Source organism: Flavobacterium sp. CFS9 (genome assembly GCF_041154745.1).
In the GTDB taxonomy this organism is placed as follows: domain Bacteria; phylum Bacteroidota; class Bacteroidia; order Flavobacteriales; family Flavobacteriaceae; genus Flavobacterium.
The window spans coordinates 3,789,342-3,811,895 of sequence record NZ_AP031573.1 but is presented as its reverse complement, the minus strand read 5'-3'; the positions used below and the strand labels follow the sequence as shown (position 1 = coordinate 3,811,895).

Genomic DNA, 22,554 nt, shown 5'->3' with positions numbered 1-22,554 from the left:
ATATTTGTAAAAAACATATAAAACTACTATTAATTTATGACAACGACCGAACAAATAAAAGGTATTGTGGAGCGCCTTGGTGCGTTGAGGAGGTATCTTTGACGTTGATGCCAAACTAATCGAAATTGCAAACGAGGAAGAAAAGACTTTTGCACCTGATTTTTGGAACAATGCAAAAGAAGCCGAAGCTATCGTAAAAAACCTTCGAAACAAGAAAAAATGGATCGAAGATTACAACAAAGCAATCGAACTTACTGATGAACTGCAGCTTGCCTATGATTTTTACAAAGAGGGCGAACTTTCTGCAGCCGAGCTAGACGAACATTACAACACTACTCAGGCTCATATTGAAAACATCGAATTTAAAAACATGCTTTCGGATGAAGGAGACAGTTTAAGTGCCGTAGTACAAATTACAGCGGGAGCCGGAGGAACTGAAAGCTGTGACTGGGCCGGAATGCTAATGCGCATGTACATGATGTGGGGAGAAAGTTACGGTTACAAAATCAAAGAACTTAACTTTCAGGAAGGTGATGTAGCCGGAATTAAAACCGTAACTTTAGAATTCGAAGGAGATTATTCTTTCGGTTACCTAAAGGGTGAAAACGGAGTGCATCGTTTGGTGCGAATCTCTCCTTTTGACAGTAATGCCAAACGTCATACTTCGTTTGTATCTGTTTATGTGTATCCGCTTGTCGACGACAGTATCGAAATTGACATTAATCCTGCCGATATCGAAATTACAACTTCCCGTTCCAGCGGTGCCGGAGGGCAAAACGTAAATAAGGTCGAAACCAAAGTACAATTGGTACACAAGCCAACCGGAATTCAGATCCAATGTTCTGAAACAAGATCTCAACAGGACAACAGACAGCGTGCTATGCAGATGTTACGTTCTCAATTGTATGAAATCGAGTTAAAAAAACAACAAGCGCAACGTGCCGATATCGAAGCTGGAAAAATGAAAATCGAATGGGGTTCGCAAATACGTAATTACGTAATGCAGCCTTATAAATTAGTGAAAGACGTCCGTACAGGCTACGAGACCAGTGATGTTGATGGCGTTATGAATGGAAATATAGATCCGTTCCTGAAAGCCTACTTAATGATGATGGGACAGAAAGAGGAAGAATAAATTAGTGATCAGTTTTCAGTCGCAGTTTTCAGTTCACTGAGACCGACAACTGAGACCTAATACTGGGACTGAGACAGAAAACTTAAAAGAGAAAGTTATGATAAAATGGGCAGATGTAATTCATTTTACAAATAAAGGAAATCCGATACCGGAAAAAAGAGTAGAAAAAACGGAGGAAGAATGGAAACAGCTTTTAACTCCTGAAGAATTTCAGGTAACCCGATTGAAAGGCACCGAAAGATCCTTCAGTTCTGAACTTTGCAGTTTGTTTGATCCCGGAATTTATGAGTGTAAATGCTGTGGAACTTTATTATTTGATGCTTCTGAGAAGTTTGAGTCAGGAACAGGATGGCCCTCATTTACTCAGCCTTTAAAAGAAAATGCGATTGCATACCATGCTGACAGATCATACGGAATGGTTCGGGTTGAAGTCGTTTGCAATACCTGCGACGCTCATTTAGGACATGTCTTTCCAGATGGTCCCGAACCCAGCGGTTTACGATATTGTATTAATGCCGTTTCCCTTTCTAAAATAAAAAATTAAAAAAAATAAAATCGATTCCTTTCACCAAAAGCGAATCGATTTTTTTTTTATTCCAAGCTTTTTTTCAAATGTTTTATATTACATTTGTAAGCCACTACTTATCAATAAATTAATTATTGATTTTCCATTTCAATTCAAATCGAATCCCCCTCATTTATATCAAAAAAAACAGCAGTACTAACTTAAATACAAACTAAAAAACTATTAACAAACAAACCATTAAAATGTTAATATTGTAATATTTAAGCTATTATTCTAAACATATTTCAATAAACTCATAAATAATATTAGGTAATTAAAATCTAATTGATTTTATTTGGAAAAAATTAACCCTATAATCTATTACATTCATTAAATGAAATCCTATTCCATTCAAGAAATTAACGAAGTAATCAATGGCGTAATTTACGGCACTACTTCGCAAAGCATAACTGCCACCGAGCAACTAGAAAAAGCGACAACTTCAGAAATTTCGTTTATAGGAAACAAAAAATATGAGAAATACTGGTCAACTTCAAATGCATCGATTGCAGTAGTTAACGAAGATATTTCAATAGAACCGGGAGAAAACCGTGCCTTCATCAAAGTAAAAAACGCCGATTTGGCCATGTCTCAAATTCTGGCTCTTTTTGCCCCTCCTGCCCCAATTTTTCATACTAATATTCACAAAACCGCTACTGTAGATGAAACGGCCATTATCGGTGAAGGTGCCAAAATTGGTGCCGGCTGTTACATCGGACCAAAAGTAGAAATTGGATCCAATACCACTATTTATCCAAACGTAACCATACTAGACGAATGTACCGTTGGTAATAATACCGTTATCTGGTCCGGAACAGTTATCCGTGAGCGTTGTCATATTGGCAACGATTGTATCATTCATCCTAATGCGACAATTGGCGCTGATGGTTTTGGATTTCGTCCATGTAGCGAAAAAGGACTAGTAAAAATTCCACAAATTGGAAACGTAATTATTGGTAACGGAGTTGAGATTGGTGCGAATACCTGCGTAGACCGTGGAAAATTTAGCTCTACTATTCTTGGAGATGGCTGTAAAATTGACAATTTAGTACAAATAGGTCACAACAGTAAACTTGGTAAATTTTGCATTATGGCAGGAAACAGTGGCTTAGCCGGCTCTGTAACTTTAGGAAATGGTGTTATCATTGGCGGAAGCGCTTCCATCAAAGACCATACAACTATTGGCGATGGTGCCGTAGTTGGAGCAGGTTCAGGAGTTATTTGTGATGTTGCTGCCGGAAAAACCATGTTAGGTTATCCTGCTGTAGAAGCCAGAGATGCTTTAAAGCAATGGGCTCTTCTAAAACGAATGGTTTGTGATATTAAAAAATAATCTAAAAATCAATAATAAGAAAAACCGGAAGTTCGCTTCCGGTTTTTTTATGTCTTAAACAGGCACTTTTCGTCTTCTAAAAAATAGTAAAAATTTAACGATCAGAATCGTAATTTTATTTCATAACAGCACAACATTTATTATGTGGGTTTCAATTGATTTTGTAAATTAGCCAACACTATTTTGTTAAAACATTAATATATTATGGATTTAAACTTCAATAAAAACGAAGATCACAATAAATTACTACTTTCTGAACTAAAACAAAAATTTGCTAAAGTAAAATTAGGAGGAGGCGAAAAACGTATTGAAAAACTACATGCCGAAGGCAAAATGACCGCACGCGAACGTATTGACTACTTATTAGATGAAAATTCTAAAAGTATTGAAATCGGAGCTTTTGTTGGTGAAGGAATGTATGCCGAACATGGTGGCTGTCCGTCTGGAGGCGTTGTCATTAAAATAGGATACATCAGAGGAAAGCAATGCATAGTGGTAGCCAATGATGCTACCGTAAAAGCCGGTGCCTGGTTTCCGATTACCGGAAAGAAAAACCTGCGCGCACAAGAAATTGCTATGGAAAACCGACTGCCAATCATCTATCTCGTAGACAGTGCCGGCGTTTATCTGCCAATGCAGGATGAAATTTTCCCTGACAAAGAACACTTCGGAAGAATCTTTAGAAACAATGCACAAATGAGCAGTATGGGAATCACCCAAATCGCTGCCGTAATGGGAAGTTGTGTTGCCGGTGGCGCTTATCTGCCTATTATGAGTGATGAGGCTCTAATTGTAGACAAAACGGGAAGTATTTTCCTTGCGGGAAGCTATTTGGTAAAAGCCGCAATTGGAGAAACTATCGACAATGAAACTTTAGGAGGAGCTACAACACATTGTGAAATCTCAGGTGTTACCGATTACAAAGCCAAAGACGACAAAGATGCTTTAGAAAAAATAAAAAACATCGTAGACAAAATTGGTGATTTTGACAAGGCTGGCTATAGCCGTATCAAAGCCGAAAAACCCGCTCTGGAACCGAAAGATATTTACGGAATCCTGCCAAAAGCCAGAAACGAGCAATATGACATGATGGAAATCATCAATCGTTTGGTTGATAATTCAGAATTTGAAGCTTACAAAGAAGGTTACGGTCAATCTCTAATTACAGGATACGCCAGAATCGACGGCTGGGCGGTTGGAATTATAGCCAATCAAAGAAAGGTTGTAAAAACTAAAAAAGGTGAAATGCAATTTGGAGGGGTTATCTACTCGGATAGTGCCGATAAAGCGACTCGTTTTATTGCCAATTGTAATCAGAAGAAAATACCTTTAGTTTTTTTACAGGACGTTACCGGTTTTATGGTAGGATCAAAGTCAGAGCATGGCGGAATTATAAAAGACGGTGCTAAAATGGTAAATGCCGTAAGTAATTCGGTTGTTCCGAAGTTTACCGTTATCGTTGGAAACTCTTATGGTGCAGGAAACTACGCAATGTGCGGAAAAGCTTATGATCCAAGATTAATTTTTGCCTGGCCAAGTGCTGAACTTGCCGTTATGGGAGGAACTCAGGCCGCAAAAGTACTTGCTCAAATCGAAGCTTCTTCACTAAAAGCAAAAGGAGAAGTTGTTGACGAAGAAAAAGAAACAGAACTCTTCAACAAAATAAAAGCGCGTTATGATGCACAAACCTCACCTTACTACGCTGCTTCAAGATTGTGGACAGATGCCATTATTGATCCTCTTGACACCCGTACCTGGATTTCAATGGGAATAGAAGCTGCCAACCACGCTCCTATTCAAAAATCCTTTAATTTAGGAGTGATTCAGGTTTAAGTTTTAAAACATTCCCATAAACGCGTTAAATAAAAAGTAAAAAACTTATTTTCAGTTACTTAAAAATAAATATATCATTAAAAATCAGTAACTTTAGTGAGTAATTTTTAATCACGTAGTATCATGGAAAATGTAAAAAGCTTAAATAAATGGGCCAATTCGCACACTTATTTACCTGTAGATTTAGTACGTATTGTATTGGGTGTTTTTTTATTTATGAAAGGAGTTTCATTTGTAACGAATGTTCAGTATCTGCATGATTTGATTTCTCCTATTGATAAATTTGGCGGTGGAATGTTTCTGTTACATTACATCGCACCGGCTCACATGATTGGAGGTATCATGATTGTTTTCGGGCTGCTTACCCGTTGGGCAATAGCTGCTCAATTGCCCATACTTTTCGGGGCCGTTCTGATTAATTTTATGGGACACATGCATTCTGAAAGCTTGATTCTTGCAATTGTAGTTTTATTGGTTTGTGTGTTCTTTTTATTCTATGGAAGCGGAAAACACTCAGCTGACTATTATTTCAAAATGCAACAATAACTTTGTTTTATCCTCAACTCTACCAATTAAAAGTTGAGGATAAAATAATTAGCCCCTTTTGAAACGTTAATTAATGACGTAAAATTTCTTTAATTGTCTTTTAAGAGTTAAATTCGCGACCATGAATTGGATTCGTAAGACTATTGCTTTTATATCACTTTTGATCATCACCTTTTTTGCCGCTCAGGCAAACGAGTCTGTTGTTGACAAAATTGAAAGCAAAAAGGCAGATACTACTTTTTCTATCGACTATACTGATTCTTTGGCTTTTATTCAGCCACAAACAGGTTATCATCTGGTAGGGAATATCAAAACCAATTCTTCCGGTTTAATCAAATGGTTTGACTCTTTATTGGTTGCTGTTCCTCAGCATCAGGCGATAAATACTGCTTCAAACTTTGCCAATCAATTCAGTACTCAGAGCAAAAAGGTTCTTTTAATGCTCTACCCCTTCCATTTTTTCTGGTAGATTACTTTATGATTTTTTAGTCGAGAAGATCTTTCTTTTCCCAATTATTAAGCCGTTTTCAATCTGAAAACTGTTTACTATTTCATATCAATTTATCAAATTTTAATACAAATGGAAACAAGTGTAACCATAATTGGTATTGTGATCGCCATCATAGTAGCCATTCCTGTTTATTTTTCAGCACGTTCAAACGCTGCAAACAAATCTAAAATCCTAAACATCAAAAAGAGATTCAATCCGACACATCCGGAAGACTTTGATCTGACCGAATCTCAAAGCAATAAAACACTGACGATTGATCAAAAGAATAAAAAATTCATACTGATGAATTTCAATCCCAATCAGGAAGAATCTACTTATGTTGATTTGAAAAATGTCTCTTCCTGCAAATTGGTACTAACAACCGACGGAAACTCGGATACGATACTAAAAATCGATTTTGAATTTCTGGACAAAGAAACTTCTAAAAAAAATACAATTGCTTTCTATGATTTTGACGATGACCGAATCAAACAAATAAGCGCTTATCAGGATCATATATTTGCAAAAAAATGGCTTAAAATCATTCAGGATTCTATTTAAATGTTAGTTATTTAATTCAGTAAAAAGAGGCTCAAAATGGGCTACCATGTGAACACAAATTCCACGAATTTGCACAAATTTTATTAGAACCATGTTAGTGAAATTAATTTCACTAACAAATTGGTGACAATTAGTGCAATTCGTGTTACTTTCTATACTTATGTCCACATCGTAGCCCATTTTGAGTCTCTTTTTTTTACATGATATTTGTCATTTTATTTTCGGCAACAGTGCTCTAATTTTGAGGATCCAAAATCCTCTTTTATGAAAATTTCATTAACACAGAAATACAACGTTCCCGGTCCAAGATATACCAGTTATCCTACGGTTCCTTATTGGAATGAAACTAATTTTAATGAACAGAAATGGATTGCATCATTCCAAAGGGCTTTTTCAGAGAGCAATTCGCAAAACGGAATCAGTTTGTATATTCACCTGCCATTCTGTGAAAGTTTATGTACCTTTTGCGGTTGTAACAAACGAATTACTAAAAATCACAATGTTGAAGAAACTTATATAAAAGCGCTTCTGAAAGAATGGAACCTCTATTGCAATTTACTTCCGGAAAAGCCAATTATAAAAGAGATCCATTTAGGTGGCGGAACTCCAACTTTCTTTTCTGTAAACAATTTGGAACAGCTTATCAATGGTATTTTTAAAAATGCCCACAAAGCCGAAAACCACGAATTTAGTTTTGAAGGCCATCCAAACAACACTACTTACGAACAGCTTAAAAGCTTATACCATTTAGGTTTTCGCAGGGTAAGTTTTGGTGTTCAGGATTATGCCGAAAAGGTTCAAAAAGCAATTCACAGGATTCAGCCTTTTCATAATGTAGCCAAAGTTACCTTTTGGGCCAAAGAAATAGGATATACTTCTATCGGTCATGACATTATATTTGGTCTGCCTTTTCAAACGATCGAAAATGTTATTGATACTGTTGAAAAAACGAACTCATTAAAACCGGATCGTCTGGCATTTTACAGTTATGCTCATGTGCCCTGGATCAAAGGCAATGGCCAGCGTGGATTTAATGAAGAAAACATTCCGAAAGATGCCGAGAAAAGAAAACTATATGAAGTCGGCAAACAATTGCTGGGACAAAATGGTTATCATGAAATTGGAATGGATCATTTTGCCTTTGCCTCTGACAGTTTATACAAGGCAGCGCAAAATAAAGAGCTACACCGAAACTTTATGGGTTACAGCGCCTCAAAAACACAGCTTATGATAGGTTTAGGGGTTTCTTCCATTAGCGATAGCTGGTATAGTTTTGCACAAAATACCAAAACTATAGAGGAATATTACCAAATGTTGGAATCAGACCAATTACCGGTAGTGAAAGGTCATATTCTCGATGAGGAAGATCTCATCATCCGAAAACACATTTTAAATTTAACTTGTGAATTTGAAACTTCCTGGAGTGATGAGTCTTTATGTTTCAAAGAAATCCCAATAGTTCTATCCGATTTAAAAGAAATGGAAAACGATCAATTAGTTGTAATTGAAGAAAATAAAATTACAATTACCGAAGCAGGAAGACCTTTTGTACGTAACATTTGTATGGCCTTTGATCTGCATTTAAAAAGAAAATCTCCGGAAACAAACCTGTTTTCTATGACGGTTTAGATTACTCTGAAAAAGCTTTTACGATAACATTTCTGGAGTACTACAAATGATCAGGATAATTGTTTATGCTCTGAAAGAGTAAAAACTCAATCTTGACAAAAAATATCCCATTTTCTATGAAATCCTCTAAAAATTGTATGGTTGTTATTTAAATCAATATAATTCCTAGAGGCTCCAGCCCTTTCAGGGCAATTCTATATCATAATCTAACTCATAGTGCGCTGCACTATGAACTAAATTAAACGCGAGTATTGCCCTGAAAGGGCAAAAGCAATTTCCGCATGATTCCTGTTTAATGACAGTTTGGAGTCGACTGAACAAACAAACTCATATTAGATGGAGAAATGTAAGGAATTCCAAGACCTAATCCTCTCAGGATAAATAATACTCCGATAATAACAGCAACATAAGGAATTGCTTTCTGAATCTTATTTCGGAAGGGAAGTTTGATTAGTGAGTTAACATATACTACGACGGTCATTAGCGGTATAGTTCCTACACCGAACAAGAGCATGTACAGCACTCCTAAACTGGCGCTTTGCATGGCTATAGCTCCAAATAAGGCTACATAAACCATTCCGCAAGGCAAGAAGCCATTCAACAATCCGATTGTAAAGAGAGATTTGTAGCTTCTGTCTTTAAATTGATTCCCCAAGCTAGATTTTACCCGGGAGATCATTTTATAGACCGGTTTGGAAAAGTTGTATTTAGAAAAAACCTTTTCAGGAATTAGAACAATGACTATCATCGCCAAACCAATAAAAATAGACATTTTTTGCTGAAGTCCAGCTAAGAAGAATCCTCTCCCTAATAAACCAAAAATAAGCCCAATGGTTGCATATGCAGTCAATCGGCCTAAATGATAGGTAATGATCTGAGTTACCTTTTTTGCTTCATTTTGTCGGTCGACGGGCAGCATCATGGCAATTGGACCACACATTCCAATACAGTGTAAACTACTGATTAATCCAAATATGAAAGCGGAATACAACATCTTCTTTGTTTTTTGATACAGCCTACTTTAACTGATAAGTAAAAAGCTGTTCGAATAAAAACCAATCCATTAAAAGAAAATCTTTTCAATGGATTGGTCTCTAAAATATTAATTTACATATATTACCTCCTTAGACAGGTACTTTTTTCCTCCGTACTGCCATTCCATATTGACATCCCAACGTCCTTTTACTAGTTTGTTTTTCGGAATTAACAACGCTGAGTTTGTTAAAGCAATCTGGGTATTAAAATCAAATTTCTTATTTGACGGACGGTACAACAATACGTTACCTTTTACCTTATCATTTTCGAAAACGGCAGGAAAAACTATTTTCACTCCATCTTCGTGATAAGCAATTGAAGGTTTTTGCTGTAAATCCTGAGCATTTTGAATACGTGCCATTTCTTCCTGAAAATGTGAATCATGCTTATAGTATTCTTCAACAACCAAATCATTGTCGTATTTACTATTCGATTGTACTTCAAAAACGAAATATAAAATGAAACTCATAAACAATGCAAATGCAATGACAATTCCGGTACCCCAATTTATTTTCATGATCGTATACTTTTAATTAAAACTTCGCGGACCCAAAAAATTAGTCGTAGTGGTTTCCAGCAATTCTTTGCCATTATAAACCCCTATTTTAACTTTTGTTTTATCGCTTTCCAGAAGTACTTCTTCAATTTCTATGAACAATGTTCCTTGAGAAATACCTTCTTTAACTACTTTAAAATGCGTTTTCCCCACATTTTTAATTTCACCTTTTTGATCGATTAACTCAAAATGAATGTCCTCATAATCCTTCATCGTTTTATTGACAATTTTATAGGTATACACATTACTGATTTTATCTCCTTTGTGCTGAAAAAGCTGCCCTGGTAAACGCAGAATAATCGCCTGAACATCGGTTCTTAAAAACAACATTCCAACAAATACACTCAACAGAATAAACAAAACGGCTGTATACCCTTTCATCCTTGTGGTGAACTTAAAAGGTGCTTTTTTCTCGATCTCGTCTTCGGATGCGTAGCGAATAAGTCCTTTAGGCAAACCAACATTTTCCATGATGGAATCACATTCATCAATACAGGCTGTACAGTTTGTACATTCGAGCTGTGTTCCGTTTCTAATGTCAATCCCCATTGGGCAAACGTGTACGCATTGATGACAATCGATACAATCTCCTTTTCCGGTTAAGGCTCTGTCTTCTTTTTTACTGAATTTAGCTCGGCCTTCCTCTTTTTCTCCACGCACAAAATCATACGCCACATTGATTGACTTATTATCCAGCAATACTCCCTGCAAACGCCCGTAAGGACAGGCAATAATACAAACCTGCTCGCGGAACCAGACAAACACAAAATAGAAGACTCCTGTAAAAATAAGCAAGGCGATAAAATTACTGGCTTGCTGAATGGGCCCCTGTTCTACCATCAGAAAAAGTTCGTCACTTCCTACCAGATAGGCTAAAAACACATTGGCAATTCCGAAAGAAATCAGGAAAAAGAGAGTCCATTTAATGACTCTTTTACGAATTTTCTCCGCGTTCCATTCTTGTTTTGCGAGTCGCACTTGTGCACCGCGATCTCCATCGATCCAATATTCGATTCGTCTGAAAACCATCTCGAGAAAAATAGTCTGTGGACAAATCCATCCGCAAAAAATTCTTCCAAAAACGACTGTAAACAAGATGATGAATACAACACCCACCAACATTGAGATCACGAAGAGATAAAAATCCTGTGGCCAGAATGGAAATCCGAATATATTGAAACGTCGTTCGATAATGTTGAACATCATAAACTGGTTTCCATTTATTTTTATAAACGGATTCGCAATTAAAATGGCCAGCAAAACATAACTAACGATCTTTCGGTATTCGTAGAATTTACCAGAAGGCTTTTTAGGAAAAATAAACTTCCTCTTACCGCCTTCATCAATAGTTCCAATGGTATCTCTAAAAGCTTCGTCTGGTAAATTTGACATGGTGGTATTATTTTTTAACTTCTGTACTATCTTTTGTTTTATCTGCTGTGTCGCCTTTTTTAGGGGTGCTTTGGTCTACCCAAACTTCTCCTTCCGGTTCTTTTGGATCTTTTGGATCACTGCCTTGCAAAGACAAAATGTAACTTGCTACTTTTTGAATTTCCTTTGGCTTCATCCCGTTGGTTTTCCAGGACACCATTCCTTTTCCGTCACGTCCTCCGTTCGTAATGGTATGGAAGATTTCTTTAATCCCACCACCTAAAATCCAGTGATCATCGGTCAGGTTTGGTCCAATTTGTCCACCACCGTCTGCTCTGTGACAGGCTGCACAATTGGTCATGAAGATCTCTTTACCGGCAGCTAAACTGGCATCATCTGTCAATAAGACAACTGTTTTTTCATCCATCAAATCAGGAGCCGTTTTCAGATACTCCTCCACATCAATCTTAGCCTGAGCCATTTCTTTTCTAAGCTCTGTTTCCTGATCATCACCACCAAAAACATCGTAACGGGCCACATAGATTACACCAAAAATGATACAGATGTAGAAGAGGTATACCCACCAGGGTGGTAAGTTATTATCCAACTCTTTGATGCCGTCATAATTATGATCCATCAACAACTCACCTTCTTTTTCAATGGGTTCTGTTTGAGTTAGTCTATGCATCAACTCTTTGTACCAGGTACTTTCGGTCAGGCTTAAACTCTTTTCATGATCAGCTTTTGCTTTTTCTTCCGGTGACATTAATTCGTACATTACCCTATTAACGGCATTCAGTGTTATTTCAATTGCAATCAGAATAAACAGAAAAACAAAGAGAAAAACGGAAACCATCGGATATTTGATAAAAGCCGGTCTGTCGCCTGAATCTATAAAATATTCCATGAGAGCAAAGACAATGAAAAAAATCAATGGCACTCTTACATATACTGGGAAAAATCTTTTCATTTTTATTTATCTTTTGAAATTATAATAAGTCCTTCATCTAAAGGGATTGCACTCATCTCCTCAATTTTTTCTTTTCTATAAGAGAATACCCAGAATCCCAGACCTACAAAGAAGAAAAAGAAAATCAGCAGAGAAAGTATCGGGTAAATTTCTATACCCGAGATGTTCTCCATATTGTGTTTTATTTGTTCAAACATGATGCTGTTATTTAGAAGGTTGTTTTACTTTTATATCCGTTCCAAGTCTTTGTATGTAAGCAATTAAAGCGACAATTTCTCTCTCGTTCATCGGAACAAATTTTTCACCTTTTGCCATTGCTTTTTTCTTACTGTCCTCATAACTTTTTACATAATCAGGGTCATTTTCCAGACTTTTTTCAATCGCCATTGCCTGTGTTCTTAATGTTTGAGGAGCATTTTTAATTTCTTCCTCCGTATAAGGAACACCAAGCGAAACCATTGCTTGCATTTTCTTCTGCGTCAGAGAAACATCCATCGCTTCATTATCAAAAAGCCATTTGTAACCCGGCATAATAGAACCTGCCGAAGTACTTTGAGGATTCCAAAAGTGATTGAAATGCCAGTTGTCATTATATTTTCCACCTACTCTCAACAAATCAGGACCTGTACGTTTTGAACCCCATAAAAATGGATGATCGTATACAAACTCTCCTGCTTTTGATTGTGGTCCGTAACGCTCTACTTCACTTCTGAAAGGACGAACAGACTGAGAATGACATCCCACACAACCTTCTCTGATATATAAATCACGTCCTTCAAGTTCTAAAGGTGTATAAGGTTTCACACTAGAGATCGTCGGAATATTAGATTTTACCATAATAGTGGGTACAATCTGAATGATACCTCCAATTAAAATAGCAATCGTAGCCAGAATGGTTAACTGAATTGGTTTTCTCTCCAACCAGGTATGGAATTTCTCTCCATTAAGTCTTCCACTGCTGATTCTTTGTAAGGCTGGAGCCTGAGCTAATTCATCTTCAATTGTATCTCCTGCTTTAACTGTCATGATGATGTTATACACTAACGTCAGCATACCTACTAAGTATAAGGTACCTCCAATGGCTCTCATCCAGTACATTGGCATAATCTGCGTTACGGTTTCAAGGAAGTTTCCGTAAGTCAAAGTACCGTCAGGATTAAACTGTTTCCACATTGATGCCTGAAGAAAGCCGGCCACGTACATTGGTAAAGCATATAAAATAATCCCCAGTGTTCCGATCCAGAAATGGAAATTGGCTAGTTTTTTAGAAAACAAATTACTTTTTGTCATTCTCGGGATCAGCCAGTAAATAATACCGAATGACATGAATCCGTTCCAGGCCAAAGCTCCTACGTGAACGTGCGCAACGATCCAGTCTGTATAGTGCGCAATAGCATTTACATTTTTTAAAGAAAGCATTGGGCCTTCAAAAGTGGCCATTCCGTAACCTGTAATGGCTACTACAAAGAATTTTAAAACCGGTTCTTCACGAACTTTGTCCCACGCTCCTCTCAATGTCAATAATCCATTGATCATACCTCCCCAGGATGGTGCAATAAGCATTACTGAAAATGCAACTCCTAAATTTTGTGCCCAGTTTGGTAAAGCAGAATACAATAAGTGGTGTGGTCCTGCCCAGATATAAATAAAAATCAGTGACCAGAAATGGATAATTGACAATCTATAAGAGTATACCGGACGATTGGCTACTTTAGGAACAAAGTAATACATCAGTCCTAAAAACGGCGTTGTAAGGAAAAATGCAACCGCATTGTGGCCATACCACCACTGAACTAAAGCATCCTGAACCCCCGCGTAAACAGAGTAGCTTTTTAAACCTGAAACCGGAATCTCAATATTGTTAAAAATGTGCAGCACTGCTACGGTTACAAATGTCGCCAGATAAAACCAAATAGCTACATATAAATGACGTTCTCTACGACGCAGCATGGTACCAATCATATTAATCCCCATTACTACCCAAATAAGCGCAATCGCAATATCTATTGGCCATTCTAATTCAGCATATTCTTTTGAAGAAGTATACCCTAAAGGTAAGGTAATTGCTGCGGCGACAATGATAAGCTGCCAACCCCAAAAGTGCAGATTACTTAAAAAGTCGCTGAACATTCTGGCTTTTAGCAAACGCTGCAGCGAATAATACATTCCTGCAAAAAAGGCATTCCCAACGAAGGCAAAAATAACTGCATTGGTGTGCAAAGGCCGTAGTCGGCCATAACTAAGCCAGGAGATCCCATCTGTTATGTTGGGAAAAAGGTACATCACCGCAAGGGTAAGCCCTACTAACATCCCCACTACTCCAAAGAGGATAGTGGCGTAAATGAACTTTTTAACAATTTTGTTGTCGTAATAAAACTGTTCCATTTCCATAATTATACTTGTTTTTCTTTTATTGATGAATTGTTCTTTTGGCTGGTAATTTTGGTCTCATCATCAAAAAGCATTCTGACTGAGGGTGTATAATCGTCATCGTATTGTCCTGATTTGACAGCTACAATAAAAGCAACAAAGAATCCAATTGCTACGAAAATACTTACTGAAATTAATAGATAAATAACACTCATACCTTACGTTTTATACTAACAAAATTACTCGGTTATTGACTGGTAAAATATGATAATTATCATAGGTGAAGCTCTATGTTAAAAATATAAAAAATAACTTCAGAATTATTTATAATGATTACAAATTATTGTTACTGAAATAGTTAGACATAATCGTAACAAAACTTACAATCGTAATTGTGCTTAAAGGCATTATAATAGCCGCAACCAATGGCAACAGATTTCCTGTAATTGCAAAGGATAGCCCAACAACATTATACAGCAGTGACAAGACAAAACTCATTTTAATAATTGTAATAGACTTGTGTGATAATTTTAAAAAATAATTCAGTCTCGAGAATTCATTTGCATCCAATATAGCATCACAGGCGGGAGAGAAAACATTGACATTTTCAGAGATCGAAATTCCAACATTACTTTGTGCCAAAGCACCTGCATCGTTTAAACCGTCCCCAACCATCATCACATTACAGCCTTCATCCTGCAGTTTTTTGATAAATTCTAACTTTTGCTCCGGCTTCTGATTAAAAATCAGTTCTGTATTTTCAGGTAAAATAGCTTCCAGAGTAGCACGTTCTCCGTCATTATCACCTGAAAGTACCTTTATTTGGTACTCCCGACTCAATGTTGAGAAAAGTTTTTCTAAACCATCCCTATATTTATTCTGGAATGTAAATTTTCCATAATAAGTACCATTGATCCTGATATGCAGACTCGTTTTTTCAATTTCGGATAATTCCGTTGCAGGACTATCAACAAAGGCCGCAGATCCAATTTGAATTGTAGCATTCTCTGTAGAAGCCTGAATTCCTTTTCCGGTAATTTCCTGAAAATCATTAATTTTTATTCTATCTGAATCCGGCAGGAAATCATACAACATTCGGCTCAAAGGGTGATTAGAAGCACGAAGCACATTTTTAATAAGTATATAGTTCTCTTCGGAAAGCAAATCTCCTTCATACACAATATTTGATTTCTTATTAGTAGTAATCGTTCCGGTTTTATCAAAAACAATCGTATCTACTTTTGCCAACTGCTCAATTACCAACGCATTTTTGAGATACATTTTTTGTTTACCCATAATTCGCAGTATGTTACCAAACGTAAACGGTGCAGTAAGTGCCAATGCACAAGGACAGGCGACAATTAAAACCGCAGTAAAGACATTAAAAGCGGTATTGGCATCAATAAAAATCCAATAACCAAAACCCGCAAAAGCAATTAACAATAGTAGCGGTGTAAAATAACGACTGATCGTATCGGTTATCGTTTTGTGTTTTTGAAGCACTTTTTTCTGGAAGATTTCATTACTCCATAATTGTGTCAGATAACTTTGTGACACCGAATGTAAAACCTCCATTTCGATCACTTTACCAATATGTTTCCCTCCGGCGAAAACTTTATCTCCTGATTTTTTAGTGATCGGAACTGCTTCTCCCGTTACAAAACTATAGTCGATCTCTGCTTTTTCACTAATCAGAATTCCATCAACAGGAATAAGCTCCTGATTTCGAATGAGCAGTCTGTTTCCTTTTAAAACATCATAAACAGGAATACTTTCTTCTGAAGTATCCGGATTAATTCTGGTCACAGCAATTGGAAAATAGGATTTGAAGTCTCTTTCAAAACTTAAAAAACTGTAGGTTTTAATCTGAAACATCTTTCCTAACAACATGAAGAAAACCAATCCAGTCAAGCTATCAAAGAAACCCGAACCATAATTCATGACGATATCAAAAGTACTTCGAACAAACATTACAATGATTCCCAATGCAATTGGAATATCAATGTTCAGCATCCCCGATTTGATACTCTTGTAAGCAGAAACATAATAACCACTTGCCGAGTACAAAAAGCTAGGCAAAGCCAAAATAAAAATCAGGATTCTGAAAAAGGGTTTGTAATTGTCCAGCCAGAATTCTTTTATTTCGAAATATTCCGGAAACGACAATAACATAATGTTTCCGAAGCAAAAAAAGGCAACACCTAATTTATACGTTAAGCTTCTGTCGACATTATTTTTACCCGATTCATAATTTTCCAGACTGATATAAGGTTCATAGCCTATAGAACTAAGCATATAAACGATAGTTTTCAAAGAAACGGTATCTGAATTAAAAGTAATCCGAACCCTTTTTTCCGGAAAGTTCACCTGAGACAGGTTTATACCGGGCTGCATTTTGTTTAAATTCTCCAAAATCCAAATACAGGAACTGCAATGAATATAAGGAATGTTTAAAGAAACAATGGCGGTATTTCCTTCCTGAAACTCTAATACTTTCGAAAGGATAGCTTCATTATCTAAAAAGTCATATTTACCTGTGATATCCTGTGGAGTAGCGCCGGGTGCATTTTCAAAATCGTAATAACCGGTTAAATCATGAAGACTAAAAATTTCGTAGACCGTTTTACAACCGGCACAGCAAAACTTCTTTTCATCAAAATTGATTACTTCATTTTTAGGAATCGTAAGTCCGCAATGAAAACAACTTTGTTCACTCATAATTTGTTTTTTTTTGATACCACAAATATTCAAAATAAGAGGCGACTTTAAATATGACATTTATCATACTACAAAGAAATCCGTTTCTAATTTAATGAAATAAATCCTTCAAACAGTGATGTCAGATTTTTTATGTATTTTTTCGGCCCGAACACTAGCTGCGAAAGCGAATATTGGTTAATTTTGTAATAAATATTTTTGCTATGAATAAATGTGACCAATGTATCGTAAGACAGCTTTCTTCTCTAAAAGCGCTCAATAAAGACGAAGTTGTGAAACTGGCGAATAGCAAAACAACTTACACGATTAAAAAAGGCGATGCACTTTTTGAAGAAGGTGAAGTTACCAACGGAGTTTATTGTGTAAAAGACGGTGTTGGAAAGCTCTCTAAATTAAGTGCCAACGGAAAAGATCAAATTGTAAAACTGGTAAAATCAGGAGAGCTTTTAGGTCAGCGTTCTATGATCAGCAATGAACCAGCCAACTTAACCGCCAAAGCAGTTGCGGATATGGAAGTATGCTTTATTCCAAAAGCTGAAATTCTACACTTTTTCAATAACAACAATCAGTTCTCGATGAATTTGATGCAATCAGTTTGTGAAGATTTGAAAGAATCTGAAAACGATAAAATTGCATTGGTACAAAAAACGGTAAAACAGCGTTTAGCGGAAACTTTACTGCAGTTGCATGACGAATTTGGTGAGAATGCAGATAACACTCTGAAAGTTCAGCTTACGAGAGAAGAGCTGGCGGGTATTATTGGTACAGCAACAGAAAGCTGTATCCGATTGTTATCGGATTTTAACAAACTGAATTTGATTGAATTAGTGGGTAAAAAAATCAAACTTCAGGACATCAAAGCCCTGAAAAGACTCGCAGAATAATTATTGCTTTTTAGCTTCGTTCCAAAAAACATCCATTTCGGCCAACGTCATATCCATCAAAGGTTTTCCCATCTCTGCTGCTTTGCTTTCCAGATACTGAAAACGCTTGATGAATTTTTTATTAGTACGTTCCAAAGCATCTTCGGGATTTACATTTAAAAAACGGGCGTAATTGATCATAGAGAATAAAACATCTCCAAATTCGGCCTCTATTTTATCCTGATCACCTGCTTTTACTTCAACTTGCAATTCTTCCAGTTCTTCCTGAACTTTGTCCCAAACCTGATGCGATTCTTCCCAATCAAAACCAACTCCTTTTACTTTGTCCTGAATTCGGCTGGCTTTTACTAATGCCGGTAAACTTCTCGGAACTCCTTCTAAAACTGATTTTTTACCTTCTTTCAGCTTTAACTTTTCCCAGTTTTGTTTTACTTCTTCTTCGTCTTTGACTTTGATATCGCTGTAGATATGAGGATGACGGTGAATGAGTTTATCACAAATTTCGTTACACACATCTGCCATGTCAAAATCGTTGGTTTCAGAGCCTATTTTCGCATAAAAAACAATATGCAAAAGCAAATCACCCAGTTCTTTTTTTACCTCGTTCAAATCATTGTCTAAAATGGCGTCTCCCAGCTCATAGGTTTCTTCAATGGTAAGATGCCTAAGTGTTTGCAAAGTTTGTTTTTTATCCCACGGACATTGCTCACGGAGTTCATCCATAATAATTAATAGTCTTTCGAAGGCCTTAAGCTGAAGTTCTTTGCTCATTATTGAAGTTTTATCCGGGTTGTAACGATTGGTGTAAAAGTAAAAAATCCTGTCAAGAAAATGTCTTAACAGGATTAATATATTTTGAAATATTTAGGTTCTGAACTTCTAAGATGCTGAGCTTAATCTTTTTTAACAATCTAAAAAAACTTAGTCACTCAGAAACTTAGTACCTTAAAAGAATGCTATGAACTACTATTCTTCTTTTTTAGCTTTTGCTTTTTTAGCAGCAGGTGCTTTTTTTGGTTTTTCTTCAGCAACCGGAGCTTCTTCTGCAGCTTCAACAGCAGCAGGAGCTAAATCTGTTACTAAACCTTTAGCCTGAAGCGTATTGTACCAGTTTAATACTTTTTTAATATCTGAAGGATAAACTCTTTCTTCATCATATTCAGGTAAAATTTCTTTAAAGTAAGCCAATAATGTAGCATTGTCTTCTTTGTGTGAAATAGCCTGTCCTTTATTTTCTTTAGTTGCAATGCGCTGCATTACTTCTGTTAATGGTTTTTCGCCTTCGTAAGTATAAATTGAAATCTCAGATAATAAACTTACATTACTTTTTAAGTTTACTGTGATTTTTTTTCCATCTGTTAATGATTCTGCCACAAAACCTGTACGAGTTTGCACTTTCAATACATATAAACCTGGTTTCCCAGAAATGGCTAAAATTTTCTCTAAATTCATGTTTATTAAAATTAGTATTAAGAATTTGATTTATTATATCTCTTTGATTCTAAATTCACACTTTAGAATACTATCTTCCTTTTTTTGCGGCAGCAAATTTCATTCTGTACTCCTGAAATGTTTTACCTTCAGTAATATTTTTTAGTTTTTTCTGGATCAGACGTTTCTTTAGAGAAGAGATTTTATCTGTAAACAAAATTCCTTCAATATGATCGTATTCGTGCTGGATTACTCTGGCTACCAACCCGTCAAAAACTTCTGTTTTCATTACGAAATCTTCCTCACAATATTCAATTGTAACGGTAGGTTTTCTGTACACATCTTCACGAACGTCCGGAATACTCAAACAACCTTCATTAAAACTCCATTCTTCACCTTCTTCTTTTAAAATCTTAGCATTGATAAACGTTTTTTTGAAACCTTTTACATTTTCCTGCTCATTTGAAGAGAGGTCCTCATCATCGCTAAAAGGAGTTGTATCAATAACAAACAAACGAATAGGCACGCCTACCTGAGGCGCGGCAAGTCCAACCCCTAAAGCGTTGTACATGGTTTCATACATGTTAGCTATTGTTTCTTTTAGGTTTGGATAATCTGGCGTAATTGCCTCACCTACTTTTCTTAAAACAGGATCACCATATCCTACAATTGGTAAAATCATTTGTATTATTTTAATGTATTATCTACTGAAAAACACTGAATTCAATTCTCTTAATTCAGCTGGCAAAAATAGTAAAAAATAGTCAATGAATAATTCGAAAGGGCTATTATATGTCATTTTTTGCAATCTCACCAAAAACTCAGCTATAATTATGCCAAATTAATTCGTACAATTCTTACCTTTGTTTGTAAACCTTCATATATGTTTGATCGCATCTCGAAATTTACCAACAGTACTTCTTTTTTAAACGCCTCAAAAGTAACTATTGCTTCAGTTGTTCCTGTCTTAATTTTGAACTTCCTAGGGCATTTCGAAATAGGTTTTACTATCGCTTTGGGGGCTTTTTATACCTATCCCAGTGATATTGCCAGTTCGCTAAGCCATAAAATAAAAGGACTTATAGTAGCTTCTTTTATCGTTTCGGGAGTGAACTTATTAGTAAATCTGGCTTATCCTTACCCGTTTCTATTTTATCCTTTCTTAGGTTTTTTACTGTTTTTATGTTCAATGATTTCAGTATATGGTCAGCGTGCCACTCTGGTTTCGTTTTCTGCTTTATTGTCAATTTCCCTGTCGTTTGGTCATTTGCATGAAGGTTGGGAAGCTTTTGAATATTCGGGCTTTATTTTTATAGGTGGAATTTTATATCTGATTGTATCACTTGTTTTTCACTTTGTACAGCCATACAAATATGTTGAACTTCAAATCGCCGAAGGAATAAAACTAACGGCCAAATATCTAAAACTCAGAGGAGATTTATGGAGTCCTGAAGCCAACCGAACAGCGATAATCGAAAAACAATTAAGCGTTCAGGTAGAACTCAACCTGATTCATGAGGATCTGAGAAAAATGCTTATTGGCAATCAGAATACTTCGGGAGCTACGAGTCAAAATCGGAAAATGCTACTGGTTTTTATCACTTTGGTAGAAATTCAGGAACTGGCTTTATATACTTCATTCGACCACAACAAAATTCATGAAAAATTTTCCGCGCATCCGGATGTACTGCGAACCTATCAAAATGTAGCTTATAAATTAGCCTCTACCTTAAAGAAATTATCTAAAAACGTACACAATATAAGTGTATATGTAGACAAAAATGATTTAAAGAATGAACTGGATGCTTTGGAGTTTGCGATTTTTGACTATGAAAAAACTTTAGGCAAAGAAGAAGCTGCCGAAGGTGTTTTGATGTTGACGAATATGCTGAAGTATGCTAAAAATCAGGTGGGAAAAATCAAAACCATTCAGCGTGCTTTTTCACTTGCGATGCAATCTTATAAATTAAAAGACAAGGATAAGGAACTGGAGAAGTTTCTAACACCTCAATATTACCCGTTACGCACGCTAATTGAGAATCTCTCCTATTCTTCTTCTATTTTCAGGCATTCAATACGACTAACGACGACTATTTTAATTGGTTTTGTGATTGGAAAGTTTCTTCCGTTTCAAAACGTTTACTGGATTTTACTGACCATTGTCGTAATCATGCGTCCGGGTTACGGCTTAACGAAAGAACGCTCCTATAATCGAATTTTCGGTACTATTTTAGGCGGATTAATAGCCTTTGGAATCGTTTCTTTGGTACAAAACCACGTTGTATTGAGTATATTCTCTATTGTTTGTATGCTTCTTGGTATTTCGTTTACCCAGATTAACTACAAGATCAGCGCAACATTTGTTACGATGTATGTGGTTTTTATCTATGGAATTTTAGCCCCGAATGTGGTTGAAGTGATTCAGTTTAGAATTCTCGATTCACTTGCGGGAGCTATTTTAGCATTTTTAGCGAATCAGTTTTTATGGCCGGCCTGGGAATTTATCAATACTCCTATTCACATTGAAAATTCGATTCGGGCCAATCGAAATTATCTGAAGGAGATTGCCGATTTCTACAACAAGAAAGGCGAAGTTCCTACTTCATACCGACTGTCCAGAAAAAATGCTTTTGTTGAGGTTGGAAATTTAATGACTTCCTTTCAGCGAATGATGCAGGAGCCTAAATCGAAACAAAAAACACTTCCATTGGTTAACAAACTGGTGGTGCTTAACCATTCGATATTATCAGCCTTAGCATCGTTATCGACTTATATCCAGTCGCACCAAACTACTTCTGCTTCAGAATCTTTTAATTACATCATAAAAACAATTCTTTCCAATCTGAATCACGCCATTGCTGTGTTAAGGAATGAAAAAATAATAAATGACACTTATTTTGATAAGGAGGACGTGACTTTACAATTTGAAGAACTTAAACGTGTCAACTTTAAGCGTCTGGCTGCCGATGATGATTTGGATAAAGAAACACGACAAGCCAAAATGCAGGAAGCTCAAATGGTTATCGAGCAATTAATTTGGATGAGCAATCTTGCTGAGAAGATTTTAAAGATTACAAAGGAATTTAAAGCAACAAATCCAGATTAATTCATCTGGATTTGTCATTTA

At 36.2% G+C, this 22,554-nt stretch carries 21 protein-coding genes; 10 read left to right on the top strand and 11 right to left on the bottom strand.

Annotated elements, in window-relative coordinates:
• Positions 1-36 precede the first annotated feature (36 nt).
• From prfB to hemN, 8 genes are all read left to right on the top strand, one after another.
• Positions 37-1,135 (top strand): peptide chain release factor 2 gene (gene prfB, locus ACAM30_RS16110; protein WP_202704231.1). Its coding sequence is split into 2 segments (ribosomal slippage): positions 37-99 and positions 101-1,135, totalling 1,098 coding nucleotides; the frame shifts between segments, so codons are not numbered across the junction.
• Positions 1,136-1,232: 97 nt separating this feature from the next.
• A complete protein-coding gene (msrB, locus tag ACAM30_RS16105) occupies positions 1,233-1,679 on the top strand; it encodes a peptide-methionine (R)-S-oxide reductase MsrB (RefSeq protein ID WP_369615610.1) in 447 nt (148 codons plus the stop codon).
• Between the two features lie 355 nt (positions 1,680-2,034).
• On the top strand, positions 2,035-3,033 hold the full coding sequence (lpxD, locus tag ACAM30_RS16100; RefSeq protein WP_369615609.1) for a UDP-3-O-(3-hydroxymyristoyl)glucosamine N-acyltransferase: 999 nt from the start codon (positions 2,035-2,037) through the stop codon (positions 3,031-3,033).
• 204 nt (positions 3,034-3,237) lie between these two features.
• Positions 3,238-4,866 carry an acyl-CoA carboxylase subunit beta gene (locus ACAM30_RS16095; protein WP_369615608.1) on the top strand — a complete coding sequence of 543 codons (1,629 nt, stop codon included), beginning with the start codon at positions 3,238-3,240 and terminating at the stop codon, positions 4,864-4,866.
• Between the two features lie 123 nt (positions 4,867-4,989).
• The gene (locus tag ACAM30_RS16090; protein WP_017498342.1) at positions 4,990-5,412 is read left to right on the top strand and encodes a DoxX family protein; all 423 of its coding nucleotides are present in this window, start codon (positions 4,990-4,992) and stop codon (positions 5,410-5,412) included.
• Between the two features lie 121 nt (positions 5,413-5,533).
• Positions 5,534-5,881: a hypothetical protein gene (locus ACAM30_RS16085; protein WP_369615607.1), complete on the top strand. Its 348-nt coding sequence runs from the start codon at positions 5,534-5,536 to the stop codon at positions 5,879-5,881.
• 111 nt (positions 5,882-5,992) lie between these two features.
• A complete protein-coding gene (locus ACAM30_RS16080) occupies positions 5,993-6,463 on the top strand; it encodes a hypothetical protein (RefSeq protein ID WP_369615606.1) in 471 nt (156 codons plus the stop codon).
• Between the two features lie 264 nt (positions 6,464-6,727).
• The gene (hemN, locus tag ACAM30_RS16075; RefSeq protein WP_369615605.1) at positions 6,728-8,092 is read left to right on the top strand and encodes an oxygen-independent coproporphyrinogen III oxidase; all 1,365 of its coding nucleotides are present in this window, start codon (positions 6,728-6,730) and stop codon (positions 8,090-8,092) included.
• 292 nt (positions 8,093-8,384) lie between these two features.
• On the opposite strand, the gene ACAM30_RS16070 is transcribed toward hemN, so the two are convergent.
• The 8 genes from ACAM30_RS16070 to ACAM30_RS16035 form a co-directional block, all read right to left on the bottom strand.
• A complete protein-coding gene (locus ACAM30_RS16070; protein ID WP_369615604.1) occupies positions 8,385-9,086 on the bottom strand; it encodes a sulfite exporter TauE/SafE family protein in 702 nt (233 codons plus the stop codon).
• Positions 9,087-9,194: 108 nt separating this feature from the next.
• Positions 9,195-9,644 carry a FixH family protein gene (locus ACAM30_RS16065; protein WP_369615603.1) on the bottom strand — a complete coding sequence of 150 codons (450 nt, stop codon included), beginning with the start codon at positions 9,642-9,644 and terminating at the stop codon, positions 9,195-9,197.
• Positions 9,645-9,656: 12 nt separating this feature from the next.
• Complete coding sequence (gene ccoG / locus ACAM30_RS16060; RefSeq protein ID WP_369615602.1) at positions 9,657-11,075, bottom strand: cytochrome c oxidase accessory protein CcoG; 1,419 nt, start codon at positions 11,073-11,075, stop codon at positions 9,657-9,659.
• A gap of 7 nt (positions 11,076-11,082) precedes the next feature.
• Positions 11,083-12,024, bottom strand: a complete 942-nt coding sequence (locus ACAM30_RS16055) for a cbb3-type cytochrome c oxidase N-terminal domain-containing protein (protein WP_369615601.1) — start codon at positions 12,022-12,024, stop codon at positions 11,083-11,085.
• 2 nt (positions 12,025-12,026) lie between these two features.
• Complete coding sequence (locus ACAM30_RS16050) at positions 12,027-12,221, bottom strand: CcoQ/FixQ family Cbb3-type cytochrome c oxidase assembly chaperone (RefSeq protein WP_369615600.1); 195 nt, start codon at positions 12,219-12,221, stop codon at positions 12,027-12,029.
• A gap of 7 nt (positions 12,222-12,228) precedes the next feature.
• Positions 12,229-14,415 carry a cytochrome-c oxidase, cbb3-type subunit I gene (ccoN, locus tag ACAM30_RS16045; protein ID WP_369615599.1) on the bottom strand — a complete coding sequence of 729 codons (2,187 nt, stop codon included), beginning with the start codon at positions 14,413-14,415 and terminating at the stop codon, positions 12,229-12,231.
• A 2-nt stretch (positions 14,416-14,417) separates the two neighbouring features.
• A complete protein-coding gene (gene ccoS / locus ACAM30_RS16040; RefSeq protein WP_017498331.1) occupies positions 14,418-14,609 on the bottom strand; it encodes a cbb3-type cytochrome oxidase assembly protein CcoS in 192 nt (63 codons plus the stop codon).
• 118 nt (positions 14,610-14,727) lie between these two features.
• Positions 14,728-17,112 carry a heavy metal translocating P-type ATPase metal-binding domain-containing protein gene (locus ACAM30_RS16035; protein ID WP_369615598.1) on the bottom strand — a complete coding sequence of 795 codons (2,385 nt, stop codon included), beginning with the start codon at positions 17,110-17,112 and terminating at the stop codon, positions 14,728-14,730.
• Positions 17,113-17,315: 203 nt separating this feature from the next.
• On the opposite strand from ACAM30_RS16035, the gene ACAM30_RS16030 reads away from it, so the two are divergent.
• Positions 17,316-17,996 carry a Crp/Fnr family transcriptional regulator gene (locus tag ACAM30_RS16030; RefSeq protein WP_369615597.1) on the top strand — a complete coding sequence of 227 codons (681 nt, stop codon included), beginning with the start codon at positions 17,316-17,318 and terminating at the stop codon, positions 17,994-17,996.
• Here the strand turns inward: ACAM30_RS16030 and mazG are convergent, their stop codons facing one another.
• The 3 genes from mazG to def all read right to left on the bottom strand — a co-directional run bounded on the left by mazG (position 17,997) and on the right by def (position 20,109).
• Positions 17,997-18,767 carry a nucleoside triphosphate pyrophosphohydrolase gene (gene mazG / locus ACAM30_RS16025; RefSeq protein ID WP_369615596.1) on the bottom strand — a complete coding sequence of 257 codons (771 nt, stop codon included), beginning with the start codon at positions 18,765-18,767 and terminating at the stop codon, positions 17,997-17,999. It abuts the gene before it with no gap.
• Between the two features lie 195 nt (positions 18,768-18,962).
• Complete coding sequence (locus ACAM30_RS16020; protein WP_369615595.1) at positions 18,963-19,448, bottom strand: DUF5606 domain-containing protein; 486 nt, start codon at positions 19,446-19,448, stop codon at positions 18,963-18,965.
• A 70-nt stretch (positions 19,449-19,518) separates the two neighbouring features.
• Entirely contained in the window at positions 19,519-20,109 is a 591-nt protein-coding gene (gene def / locus ACAM30_RS16015) for a peptide deformylase (RefSeq protein ID WP_369615594.1), read from the bottom strand.
• Between the two features lie 201 nt (positions 20,110-20,310).
• On the opposite strand from def, the gene ACAM30_RS16010 reads away from it, so the two are divergent.
• Positions 20,311-22,533 (top strand): FUSC family membrane protein, encoded by a 2,223-nt coding sequence (locus ACAM30_RS16010; protein ID WP_369615593.1) that lies wholly within the window; start codon positions 20,311-20,313, stop codon positions 22,531-22,533.
• Positions 22,534-22,554: the final 21 nt, after the last annotated feature.